This is a genomic window from Synergistaceae bacterium (assembly GCA_031267575.1).
Lineage (GTDB): Bacteria > Synergistota > Synergistia > Synergistales > Aminobacteriaceae > JAIRYN01.
In genome coordinates this window covers 1-11,922 of the sequence record JAIRYN010000071.1, presented here as the reverse complement: position 1 = coordinate 11,922, position 11,922 = coordinate 1, and the positions used below count along the sequence as shown (strand labels likewise).

11 protein-coding genes and 1 pseudogene are annotated in these 11,922 nt (G+C 52.7%); 6 read left to right on the top strand and 6 right to left on the bottom strand.

Annotation, left to right across the window (positions count from 1 at the left end; genetic code table 11):
• The first annotated feature begins 68 nt into the window (after positions 1-68).
• The 3 genes from LBJ36_11555 to LBJ36_11545 all read left to right on the top strand — a co-directional run bounded on the left by LBJ36_11555 (position 69) and on the right by LBJ36_11545 (position 3,110).
• On the top strand, positions 69-800 hold the full coding sequence (locus tag LBJ36_11555; protein MDR1379667.1) for a DUF5058 family protein: 732 nt from the start codon (positions 69-71) through the stop codon (positions 798-800).
• 142 nt (positions 801-942) lie between these two features.
• Positions 943-1,632 carry a hypothetical protein gene (locus LBJ36_11550; protein ID MDR1379666.1) on the top strand — a complete coding sequence of 230 codons (690 nt, stop codon included), beginning with the start codon at positions 943-945 and terminating at the stop codon, positions 1,630-1,632.
• Between the two features lie 29 nt (positions 1,633-1,661).
• The gene (locus LBJ36_11545; GenBank protein ID MDR1379665.1) at positions 1,662-3,110 is read left to right on the top strand and encodes an amidohydrolase; all 1,449 of its coding nucleotides are present in this window, start codon (positions 1,662-1,664) and stop codon (positions 3,108-3,110) included.
• Between the two features lie 153 nt (positions 3,111-3,263).
• Here LBJ36_11545 and LBJ36_11540 read toward each other — a convergent pair whose 3' ends face one another.
• Positions 3,264-4,190, bottom strand: a complete 927-nt coding sequence (locus LBJ36_11540) for a hypothetical protein (protein ID MDR1379664.1) — start codon at positions 4,188-4,190, stop codon at positions 3,264-3,266.
• Positions 4,187-5,170 carry a hypothetical protein gene (locus LBJ36_11535; protein MDR1379663.1) on the bottom strand — a complete coding sequence of 328 codons (984 nt, stop codon included), beginning with the start codon at positions 5,168-5,170 and terminating at the stop codon, positions 4,187-4,189. The genes LBJ36_11540 and LBJ36_11535 overlap by 4 nt, the downstream gene beginning before the upstream one ends.
• Before the next feature lie 183 nt (positions 5,171-5,353).
• Here LBJ36_11535 and LBJ36_11530 point away from each other — a divergent pair, with 183 nt between their 5' ends.
• Positions 5,354-5,728, top strand: a complete 375-nt coding sequence (locus LBJ36_11530; protein ID MDR1379662.1) for a hypothetical protein — start codon at positions 5,354-5,356, stop codon at positions 5,726-5,728.
• 112 nt (positions 5,729-5,840) lie between these two features.
• Entirely contained in the window at positions 5,841-5,996 is a 156-nt protein-coding gene (locus LBJ36_11525; GenBank protein ID MDR1379661.1) for a hypothetical protein, read from the top strand.
• A gap of 7 nt (positions 5,997-6,003) precedes the next feature.
• On the opposite strand, the gene LBJ36_11520 is transcribed toward LBJ36_11525, so the two are convergent.
• Positions 6,004-6,141 (bottom strand): hypothetical protein, encoded by a 138-nt coding sequence (locus LBJ36_11520; protein ID MDR1379660.1) that lies wholly within the window; start codon positions 6,139-6,141, stop codon positions 6,004-6,006.
• Positions 6,142-6,362: 221 nt separating this feature from the next.
• Positions 6,363-6,787, bottom strand: a pseudogene (locus LBJ36_11515) (flagellin).
• A 66-nt stretch (positions 6,788-6,853) separates the two neighbouring features.
• On the opposite strand from LBJ36_11515, the gene LBJ36_11510 reads away from it, so the two are divergent.
• A complete protein-coding gene (locus LBJ36_11510) occupies positions 6,854-7,300 on the top strand; it encodes a site-specific DNA-methyltransferase (GenBank protein ID MDR1379659.1) in 447 nt (148 codons plus the stop codon).
• Between the two features lie 174 nt (positions 7,301-7,474).
• Here LBJ36_11510 and LBJ36_11505 read toward each other — a convergent pair whose 3' ends face one another.
• Both LBJ36_11505 and LBJ36_11500 read right to left on the bottom strand, forming a co-directional pair.
• Positions 7,475-10,105, bottom strand: a complete 2,631-nt coding sequence (locus LBJ36_11505; GenBank protein MDR1379658.1) for an ankyrin repeat domain-containing protein — start codon at positions 10,103-10,105, stop codon at positions 7,475-7,477.
• A gap of 56 nt (positions 10,106-10,161) precedes the next feature.
• Complete coding sequence (locus LBJ36_11500) at positions 10,162-11,769, bottom strand: thioredoxin family protein (GenBank protein MDR1379657.1); 1,608 nt, start codon at positions 11,767-11,769, stop codon at positions 10,162-10,164.
• Between the last annotated feature and the right edge of the window lie 153 nt (positions 11,770-11,922).

The following is an 11,922-nucleotide window of genomic DNA, read 5'->3' as shown; positions in this document are numbered from 1 at the left end:
CTGTTTTCGCATTGTTCTGTTTTCGTTCTTGAAAGTTCTTAAAAAAATCAAATGAAGGGGGCAGTATCTTGAATTATCTCGAAGTGGCAAACAGCAATTTAATGTTCTCTCTTTGTTTCATGGTCATTGTTTTTGTTTTGCTCCAAGCGGTCTTGTTCATCAGGGTAGCCTGGCGCCGGGGTAAGGAACTGGGAATTGATCACGCGGTCATGAAGAAAGCCATGACCAACGCCGCGGTTTTTTCTATCGTGCCGTCGCTGCCCATCGTGGTAATGCTGATGGTACTCTCCATCAACCTAGGGAAGTATTTCCCTTGGCTTCGTCTTTCGGTCGTCGGTTCAGCCGTGTATGAAAGCATGGCAGCGAACATGGCCGCCACAGCGTCCGGTCTATCGGGGTTCGTGGATCCAGGTTTCGACTTGCCGATTTTTACCATGGCTATGTGGATCATGAGTGTGGGTATTGTCTGGGGCATCGTTTTCAATATCTTTTTTATGAAGTCCCTCGACAAAATTTCTAAGAAAGCCAAGGCCTCCAATAACCAGTTCGTCCCCATCTTTTCGGCCGCCCTGTTCATTGGAATGTTGTCTATCATGTCCGCTCCGTACATCACCAATATCCAAAACGTTACGGCCATCGTCGCCTTCATCTCCTCCGCCATCGCGGTCCTCATCTGCGGACATGTCGCGAAGGCAACGAAAATCAGGGCCATCGATGAATTTTCTCTGCCAATCAGCCTCATCATAGGCATGACAGCGGCTATCGTCTACACAAGTATCTTTGTTCAACAGCCTCTTTAATAGCTTCTTTAAATAGCTTCTTTAACTGAATTAGAGCAAGAAATTTAAAAAGTTAAAAGCAATTTAAAAAGTTAAAAGAAGTTTTTCCTGATTTTATATCTATAGTCAAGACTCTATACATTAGTCTCAGGAGGTTTTCGATATGAACGATCAAGAGAAATCTTTGGTTTTCGACAACACAATCAACAATCTCGGCCGGATCACCAGCATCATTTCGCTTCTCCTTATGCTCGCCGTCCCCTCAATTGTCACTATTGTCTATAAAATCGCCGTCAACGTCGGCGAAGTCGCGGGCGTGGCAAGCGGACTCATTGCGATGTTCGCGCCTATGGCGGTGATCGAGAATATTTCTTACTATCCGATCATCGGAGCGGGCGGTGTTTACCTGAGCTGCATCACCGGCAACATCATGAACATGAAACTACCGAGTGCCATTTCTGGAATGAAAATCGCGCAAGTGGAACCCGGCAGCGTCGAGGGTGACGTTATTTCCATCCTTACCATCGCTATATCGTCGTTTGTGACAGTAACGATTTTGATGCTTTCGATGTTCGTCATTGGGGAGTACATCACGCCGTATCTCTCCAAGCCTGCGCTACAACCCGCTTTTGCGAATATTATGCCGGCGTTGTTGGGTGCCATCGTGACGCCGTTTGTAATCAAAAGCGTGAAACTATCCGTAACGCCGTTTGCTATCTCCATCGCTCTCTGTGTTTTCCTCGGCAGCGCGGTCGTGCAACGCAATCAAAGTTATCTTCTGCCCTGCGTCATGTCGCTGTCTGTTCTTGCCGCCTACGGCATGTTTAAGGCTGGTATGTTGAATAAAAAATAGGTTAAACAAAAAATAGGAGGGATCAACTTATGGCAAATCAAAACGACAAAAAAACCTTGTCCAATCTGATTGACGCTAAAGCTAAACTCTTCACGGACGTCAGCGACAGTATATGGGAGTATGTGGAGACGCGCTTCGCTCTCAAAAAATCAGCGGACTTGTTAGTTTCCACTCTTGAAAAAGAGGGCTTTGCGATTGAGCGCGGAGTCGCGGGCATGGAGGACGCATTTATCGCGACTTACAAAAATGGGGACGGCGGTCCGGTCATCGGAATGCTGGCGGAGTACGACGCTCTGCCCGGTCTCAGTCAGGAAAGCGGCGTCTTCGAGAAAAAACCTCTCCAAGAGGGGGGAAACGGACATGGCTGCGGACACAACGCGCTGGGCACGGGGTCTCTCGCGGCGGCGGTGGGACTCAAGGATTTTCTGGCCGCGGACGGTCCGAGGGCGACGGTCAAGTTCTTCGGCTGTCCCGCGGAAGAAGGCGGATCGGGCAAGGCATTTATGGCACGAGCTGGGGTATTCGACGGGACGGATGTCTTTTTGACGTGGCATCCGATGGGGGAAACCCGCGTATGGGGATGTAGTTCGCTCGCCAATTATCAGGTTTATTTTCACTTCAAGGGGGTCAGCGCGCACGCGGCCGCGGCGCCGGAAAAAGGACGCAGCGCGCTCGACGCGTTGGAATTGATGAGCGTGGGGGTAAATTATCTTCGGGAGCATGTCATTCAAGAGGCGCGGATCCACTATGCCTACACGAACGCCGGAGGGATGGCTCCCAATGTTGTCCAGGCCGAGGCCAGCGCTCTTTACTTCATCCGTGCTCCCAGATCCAGCCAAGTCAAGCCCATATTCGAGAGGATCGTGGATATTGCCAAGGGAGCCGCTCTCATGTCCGGGACGACGATGGAAATCGAGTGGGACAGCGCTTGCGCGGAATACATTGTGAACGACGCGCTTGGCCGAGTGATATACGAAAATATGCGGGAACTCGGCGATCTGAAATTCTCGCCCGAGGAAAAAGAAATCGCCCGTCGGTACGTCGCCACTCTACCGGAGGGATCGAACAAAGGCGTCGCTGAGCTCATAAAAAAGAGTTTCCCCGATCTCACGACTGAGCAGGTGGAGGCGATGGCCGCCGAACCTCTCCAGGAAAAACTGTTCCCCTACTTTATGACTGACGTGCCTATGGCGGGGTCCACAGACGTCAGCGACGCCAGTTGGATTGCCCCCACGGGGCAGCTTATTGTGGGATGTTACCCCACAGGGGCGCCGAGTCATTCATGGCAGTGGGTGGCGTGTGGCAAGTCGTCGTTCGTTCACAAGGGCTTGCTCTATGCCGGCAAAATCATGGCCATGACGGCCCTCGACGTAATCGGCGACCCGGAGCTAGTCGTGAAAGCCAAAAAAGAACATCAGGAGAGATTAAACGGGGAAAAGTACGCCTGTGCCATTCCCAAAGACGTGAAACCCCACTGAACCGGTTAAACTAAACCGGTTAAATAGAGGAACCAGAGGAACCAATAGAGGAACCAAAGGAGAAGACGAGAAGACGATTAGAGCGCTCCTCGTCTTCTCCTTATTAGAACATTTAGGACAGATTAGGACGGATTGGATACCTATTGGCAGCGTTTACCAATAGCTCGGATACTCCCCGGTCGTCAGGGCTTCCAGAACCCTTTCGTCGTCCGAAGCGTTCCCCAGGCGGAGAGTGAGATTCTCATAGTCCGTTAAGCCATTCAGGGCTTCGAGAATTTCCTTCATGCTCTCGGCTTCCTGCCCGAAGCGACCCGTTAGAAGTCCAAACAGGATTGTCCCTTTGGAAAACCAATTCAATAGATTTCGGGAAATGGACCAGATTTCTTCAAAGAGAATGGCGAAATGAAAGTCCTCATCCTCTGTTTCGTTCAGGGGATCAGGAATGTACCCCAGCATGTAAAAGGGAACATTGGGCGCCATGCGCACCGCGTCCCAAAGCATTCGGTTCAAGTTCTTATCACTTTTGGCCTCTTTGCCGTTTTTGCCTTCTTTTTTTCCGTCTTTTTTCCCATCCCCCGATAGCATGAAAGTCGCGATCAGTTTGGCGTAGACCCAAGCCAGGCCTCGCGTCGTCTCCTGTAAAGTCACCTCTAGAACACGCGTCCATTCCTCCCACTCCAGCAGGATACGATAGTACAGGAGTTTACCCATAGCCAAGTCCGCCTGATCGTAACCCAAAAGCTCCTCCAGCAGTTTCATGGACTGTTCGTCTTCTCCCAGCGAAAAGAGCGTATACGCCGCTCGTTGCAACAGCCCCAGATACACGAGACCTACCTCGTCCTCCAAAATATCCTCGTCCGAGAGTTCTTCCTCCTGAAAATACCGTTTCGCCTCTTTTATAGCCCTTTCCAGAACAAAAAATCTCTCGGCGTCGTCCTCCAGAAGATCGGCCTTGAACATGAGGACCTCAGGATTATCAGGCTCCAACTCCAGAGCCCTCTCCACCAAGGCCGTGACCTCATCCACGTCCTCGGTATCATAGGCTTTGCCCAACAGCTCGTAAACGTCATCTCCGTTCATTTGTCCCAACCTCCGCCTCCCGATGATCCGCCGCTTCCACTGCTATCGCTACCTCCAGAGGAACTGCCACCAGAGTCCCATCCGCTGCCACCTCCAGCAGAGCTGCCGCCGGTGTCCCAGCCTCCTCCTCCGTTTCCACTGCTTCCACTGCTGTTTCCACCACCCACGTCCCATTCACCGGAGGATGTGCTCGATGGACCAGCGGTCCCTCCCCAAGCGCTTTCGGAAGCGAAACCGGATCCGGAATTTCCTGCATCGTCCCGACGCTGGGTCAGGGAGGCGAAGGGGATGGAACCGCGCCAAATATACCCCCAAGATCGAGCCAGGTCTGCCAGTTCTTCGGTGTCGGACATCGTCCAGAGGACGCTTTTTTGGCGCAGGGTTTGTACAATGTAGGGATGCCGCATCTGAAGGGCTTGGGAAACGCTCTGTCCTCCCGCGGGCACGAGGCGATACCACCTGTCGCCCAACCAAACCTGGAGTTCCGCTCTGCCGGTCTTCCAAGCGACAGGAGTGTAGGCCAGGGGATCGTTCAACACGCCTATGTTGTCCAGGCCAGAAGAAGCGATAGACTGAAACGCTTTCGTTTCATAGGCGCCGCTGCCCCAGGAGGAGAGCGCGATCCGCGCCAGTTCGGGAACGTCCATTGGAACCACGGCCCCCACCGCTATCGAGGTCGGAATAATGCTCCCCGGATTCTCCGCGCGGCCATACACCCAATGGTTCGGAGAGACCTGCGCTACGGGATAGCCGTCGAAAGTGGCGAACCACCCTAGAGGGAGTTCTTCTAGTCGGCAAACCTCAAAATTCATCTTGTAAATCTGCTGATAGGCCGCAATGATGGGGTTTGCTCGCGCCGGTCCAGCCCACGCGCAGGCGAGAAATCTCGCGCAGAACAAGGAAAAAAAGAAGAAAAAGAAGAAAAAGAAAAAATGAAGGCGGTATCTCTTTGGATTCCTGTATGTCGAAATCTTGTCCATCCTCGCTCACCTCTTACCTATGACTCAAAAAAACAGATCAGATCAAATGTCGAATCTCTCCGCTTGAACGCATTATACTCCAAGCGTGATTTTCTCGCTTCCCACGTCCAAAGGGAGAATCGGAGTGTATAATGTGAAAAATTGACAAGAAGTGGATAATATGGCTGGCAAGGAGGTTTTGATATGAGAGTTGGCGCTATTGTTGGCGTGCCTGATGACCGTGCGGTTTCCACGGTGGGTTACGATTTTGCGGAAAAGTACGCGCAACGCAGGGAGTCCCTGGCGACAAGTGAAGTGGTGGATCAAGCGGGGGACGATGCGCTTCGCAAGGTAGAAGAGGCTCAGAAGTCCAACGACCGAACAAGGCTGCAGATGATGGACCGTCATAACGAGATGGTTAAAAAGTCTCAGGAGCTTAACAAAGTGAAGGCAAAGCAACAGGCGATCCAGCGCCAGGACAAAGAGCACAGAGAGGAACAACGGGAACTTCTGGCCGAGATGGCGCTTCGAAATGCCGAGCGCCGAGACCTTTTAGGGGCAGCCCGCCTGAAAGATTGAGCCCGCGAGACATAAACGCAGCCCCTAAACGTCCCCTCCAAGACTTCGGTATTGAGGTGGCAGCGTCCTCAAGGCCCTATGCGAAATTAAAAAAGCTGCGATCACAACCAGCTTGAAGCGTGAACTTCTGGAACTTCTGGATGAAAGGATCGCGTTAGTGATCACGAGAGTGGCGGACAAGTTTCTGAACGGAAATTTTGAAAGAGAGTTTGCCTTGTCCGTTCGTCAATCCATGAGGTTTCTCGATACGCGCGTGGTAATAGAATAAACCTTTCCTATGCCCATACGTCTACCCGGTCGTCGAGTTTTGCTTTCAGCTTTTCCTTCATAGCCTGGATGAACTTAATCACCTCGTCCGCCGGGACCTTACGCGCCACGCGGCCATCACGAGCGTCGATCACCTGAAGTTGCACTGCTCCCGTCTCTTCCAGGACTTCGTACTTCAGCTCCCGATCGAAGATGCGAAGATGAACAATAGTTCCATCGTCCGTTCGGTTAAATCCGCCGTCGTTTTTTGGTCAAAAACCGCCTCGTCCTCGGATTCGATAACCTTCATAATCTTTTTTGATCGAGAGCCGGGGGGTGAAATTTCAACAAACCCTCCGGTGTGCCTTTATTGGTTCCAGCGAAAAGCCTAGTGCAGCAGGCTCAGGACGTTCTGCAACAGGGAATTGGAGTGAGTCAGCATGCTGGTTTCGGCCTGGAGCATGATTTGGAGTTTTGTGAAGTTCATCATCTCTTTCGCCATGTCTGTGTCCCTGATCTGGTTCTCGGCTGCCGTCAGATTCTCGCCTGCCACGGTCAGGTTGGTGATGGTGTGTTCTAGGCGGTTCTGGTACGCGCCGGTCCTCACCCTCTGCATGGAAACTTTATCAATGGCGTTGTCAATGATGGTGATGGAACGGGCTGCCGAGTCACGGTCGGTGACAAGCACCGCGTTCAGACCCAGGGCCTCTGAACGCATGTCGCCGATGTTGACGCCCATGTCCTCGCCTTCATTAGCTCCAAAGCTCCAATCTGGAACACTGTCGTGTTGTCCGCGAGGTGCAGAGTTGTCTTGTTGATATACTCCTACGACTAAAGTTGTAGGAGTATGTTAACAAGACGGACAAGTATTATTTCGATTTGGATTCCGTCAGAACGAAGTATGATGAAAAAATAATCGCGCTGTATATGAAAGACAAGCGGCTTAATCCCGAAAACGTGGTAAAGGGAAAAAACCCAACAAACATATGGGAGATAGGGCGGCTTAACGGAAACTCGAGAGAGCGCGTTGGACATCCGACGCAGAAACCGTTAGAAATCGTGCGGTGTTTAGTAAAGGCCTTATCATACCCCGGTTCGCTTGTGCTTGACTTTTTCGCGGCTTCAGGCACTACTGGGTGGGTTTGCGTCGAAGAAGACTGTAACTGCGTTATGGTAGACAAGGACGCGAAGTCTGTTGAATACTTTAACAGTCACTTAGAGCTTATGCGCGGGCTCGGCATTGAGAAGAATTTTACGTTGGCGCGCTCGCTTGGGGAATTTTCCTCTAACGCGACTGTCGCCGTGCCGCAGGTTACGTTCAAGTGACTTCACATCATTTGACACGCGTCGGACAATGAGTTCCGTGAGTTCCGTCCAACGCGCATTTTGGGTCAACTTGGGTTAACTATATAGACTATTTCCCGCGTCGCTCGTATTCGCTTAGAAGCTCAATGACTCTCTGGTCAGGCTCTTCTTTTTCTTTCGCTTCTTTCGCGAGCGTCAGAGCGGTTTTCCATCGTTGTTTTTGGCGTTGACGTCTGCCCCGGCGGCGATAAGGACGCTCAAGGCTTCAGCGCTATTGTATCTTGCAGCCCACGTCAGGGGGGTCCAGCCGTCATTCATCTTCGCGTTGACGTCTGCCCCGGCGGCGATAAGGACGCTCAAGGCTTCAGCGCTATTGTGTCTTGCGACCCACAGGGGAATCCAGCCGTTATTCTCCTTCGCGTTGACGCCTGCCCCGGCGGCGATAAGGACGTTCAAGGCTTCAGCGGTATTGTATTTTGCAGCTTCCAGCAAGGGAGTCCAGCCGTCATTCATCTTCGCGTTGACGTCTACCCCGGCGGCGATAAGGACGCTCAAGGCTTCAGCGCTATTGTATCTTGCAACCCACATCAGGGGGGTCCAGCCGTCATTCATCTTCGCGTTGACGTCTGCCCCAGCGGCGATAAGAGCGCTCAAGGCTTCAGCACTATTGTATCTTGCGGCTAACGTTAAAGGAGCCCAGCTGCTATTGCTCCCCACGTTGACGTCTGCCCCAGCGGCGATAAGGACGCTCAAGGCTTCAGCGCTATTGTATCTTGCGGCCCATATCAAGGGAGTCCGGCCGTCATTCAACTTCGCGTTGACATCTGCCCCGGCGGCGATAAGGACGCCTAAGGCTTCAGCGGTATTCTCTTGCGCAGCCTCCATCAAAGGAGTCCAGCCGTCATTCACCGCGTTGACGTCTGCCCCGGCGGCGATAAGGACGCTCAAGGCTTCAGCGCTATTCCTTCGCGCAGCCCACATCAGCGGCGTCATACCGAAATTGTCCTTAGCGTTGACGTCTGCCCCGGCGGCGATAAGGACGTTCAAGGCTTCAGCGGTATTGTATCTTGCAGCATCCATCAAAGGAGTCCAGCCGTTATTGTTCTTCGCGTTGACGTCTGCCCCGGCGGCGATAAGGACGCTCAAGGCTTCAGCGGTAGCGGTATGGTATCTTGTGGCTAACGTCAAAGGAGTCCAGCCGTTATTCATCTTCAAAGGAGCCCAGCCGTCATTCATCTTCGCGTTGACGTCTGCTCCAGCAGCGATAAGGACGTTCAAGGCTTCAACGGTATTCTTTTGCGCAGCCTCCATCAAAGGAGTCCAGCCGTTATTCACCTTCGCGTTGACGTCTGCCCCGGCGGCGATAAGGAGGTTCAAGGCTTCAGCGGTATTGTATCTTGCAGCATCCATCAAAGGAGTCCAGCCGTTATTGTCCTTCGCGTTGACGTCTGCCCTAGCGGCGATAAGGAGGTTCAAGGCTTCAGCGGTATTGAATCTTGCGGCCCACATCAGCGGCGTTATACCGAAATTGTCCTTCGCATTGACGTCTGCCCCAGCAGCGATAAGAGCGCTCAAAGCTTCAGCGGTATTCTTTTGCGCAGCCCCTATCAGCGGCGTCAGTCCGAAATTGTCCTTCGCGTTGACGTCTGCTCCAGCGGCGATAAGGAGGTTCAAGGCTTCAGCGGTATTCTTTTGCGCAGCCCACATCAACGGCGTCAGTCCGAAATTGTCCTTCGCATTGACGTCCGCCCCAGCGGCGATAAGGACGCTCAAGGCTTCAGCGGTAGCGGTATGGTATCTTGTGGTTAACGTCAAAGGAATCCAGCCGTCATTGTTCTTCGCGTTGACGTCTGCTCCAGCAGCGATAAGGACGTTCAAGGCTTCAACGGTAGCGGTATGGTATCTTGTGGCTAACGTCAAAGGAGTCCAGCCGTCATTCATCTTCGCGTTGACGTCTGCTCCAGCAGCGATAAGGACGTTCAAGGCTTCAACGGTATTCTTTTGCGCAACCTCCATCAAAGGAGTCCAGCCGTTATTCACCTTCGCGTTGACGTCTGCCCCGGCGGTGATAAGGACGTTCAAGGCTTCAGCGGTATTCTTTTGCGCAGCATCCATCAAAGGAGTCCAGCCGTTATTGTTCTTCGCGTTGACGTCTGCCCTAGCGGCGATAAGGACGTTCAAGGCTTCAGCGGTATTGAATCTTGCGGCCCACATCAGCGGCGTTATACCGAAATTGTCCTTCGCGTTGACGTCTGCTCCAGCGGCGATAAGAGCGCTCAAAGCTTCAGCGGTATTCTTTTGCGCAGCCCCTATCAGCGGCGTCAGGCCGAAATTGTCCTTCGCGTTGACGTTCGCCCCAGCGGCGATCAGGACGCTCAAGGCTTCAGCGGTATTCTCTTGCGCAGCCCACATCAACGGCGTCAGGCCGAAATTGTCCTTCGCGTTGACGTCCGCTCCAGCAGCGATAAGGACGCCCAAGGCTTCAGCGGTATTTTCTTGCGCAGCTACCATCAGCGGCGTCAGGCCGTAAGTGTTCTTCGCGTTGACGTCCGCCCCAGCGGCGATAAGAGCGCTCAAAGCTTCAGCGGTATTCTTTTGCGCAGCCCCTATCAGCGGCGTCAGGCCGTTGTTATCTTGTGCGTTCACGTCGCTCCCGGCTTCTATTGCGGCTTTGATTTGTTCCAGTGTACCCGTTTTGAGCAACTCAAAGAAATCAGTTTCGAGAGCGCCGCCACCTCCTCCAGCGCCGCCTTGAGCTAACGCCAAACCTTCAATAGACATAACCAACAACACCGCCAGCAAAAAAACGCCAATCTCACATAACATCGCCATCTCGCTCCTTATGATTTGTCGGGACTTTAATATGCCCGTTTTTTTCGTTTTCACTTCGCTAGAGTTATTCCGTACGCTCTCAACCGCAGCAAACCCATAAGACCGTGCTGCGTCATGTCGATTCTTGTCCGTGTTCCGCTTGGCTCAAGTAAAAAACCTCCGATATAACGTTCCGCGCGCGGGGACACAGAACTGCCGTCCGGGAGCTTCGAGCTGATTTGCTGAACTTTGAAAAGATTTTTAGCGATGAAGAATAATTTTTTACGTACTTCATCCTTTGCCGCCCTGTCCGGGAGAACAGAGTAAAACTGAGTGACGCCCTCGGTGAACGTAGTGGGGTTTTCTTCGGCGTCGAGGTATTTCGCGTACTGCGCCAGGCCGAAATCCAGAAATTTTTTGCATCTCGTCTGACGGTAACGGGCTGAAAGCGCCATCATGCCCCAGTGAAAAAACGCTCCATCGAACTCACGCGCGTAACGTTCCATCATATAGGCGTCTACTTTCTCAACCAGTCTCGCTATTTCTCGGTCATGGGGAAACGCCTCCAGATATTCAGCCAAAGCCAGCCATGTCTCGCCATTATAGTACGGAGATTCCTCGTCGGTCGCCGGTACGGTTCGGAAGCCTGCGCCCTCGATGTACAATCCGCTAAGTCCTTTGAGCCATTTCTCGATTTGCCCGTCGGAAAGCTCGCCTCCGGATGCCTTGTAACGTAAAGCGCCTATAAGCGCGAGCGCCGTCGCACCCGACGGCGATTTGGGATGCGGCGGCGAAGAACTAACCAGCAAACCGCCATTGAACGGCGTCGAGTCACGGAGTAGAAACGCGAGCGTTTTTTCCAGCGGTTTCCGCGCGCGTTCGTCACCGGTCACGCGTAGGTACTCTCCCAGTCCGTACGCGGCGCTAGCCTGCCTGACTATGTGATTAAACAGACTGAACCCGCCAGTTCGGTAGTCGAGCGCGTACTCGAAACTGCCGTCTTTTTTTTGCGTTTGCAGGGTGTGAGTGAACGCCATTTCAATGCGTTCGTCGAGACCGATATTGGTCGCCGCGCCTCTTGAACGGTTGGAAATAAGAGCGAGAAGGTCGCGTTGAATGTACTCGTCATAAATGCCCTTATGAAAATCGTCCCAGATTCTTCTCCGGTCTTCAGCGCTCTTCGCCGCCGCGAGCAGCGCGGTGACGCTAGTCGGTGTTTCGACGTAGGTCCCATCCAGAACTTCACCGTTCGGACGTACTATGAATATCGAAGGCGTGTTGGACCGCCCCGTCCGGGCAATCATAAACTCCCTTGCGCCCGGTGTTTTGTCGCGCGCGAGATAGCGGACGCTGATAAATGGATTCGCGGCCATTGCCTCCGTGTACGGATAGACGGCCCTACAATCGGGGCAGCGCATCATGCCGATCATCAGCACGGTTAGCCGGGTATCGACCGAATTTAATCCCTCGATGAAGAAGGCGGCTGGTCTGGAGGAAGCGATTTTTTCTTCAGCGGCTACCTGCTCCTCTTCCGTGCCGGACGCTTTGTAGACATCGAACTTCAGCGTTCTGTACAGGTTGACTCTTTTGGCGTCGGGGGAAAAAGAAACCTCCGCGAACGCTGGGGAAGCGACGGCAAAAGCCAATGCCAGTAAAAACGCGCGAATTTTACGTGACATCTTAATTTTCACTCCTTATAAATTAGTCGCGGCAGACATCATAAAGCGTTCGCCGCGTTTTTTGAAACAGAATATGAAGGTTATTTCGCGAAATCCTGAATAACCGTCACCTCATATGTGGTATTGGCGAGCAGTTTTCTCGTAATTCTTGGC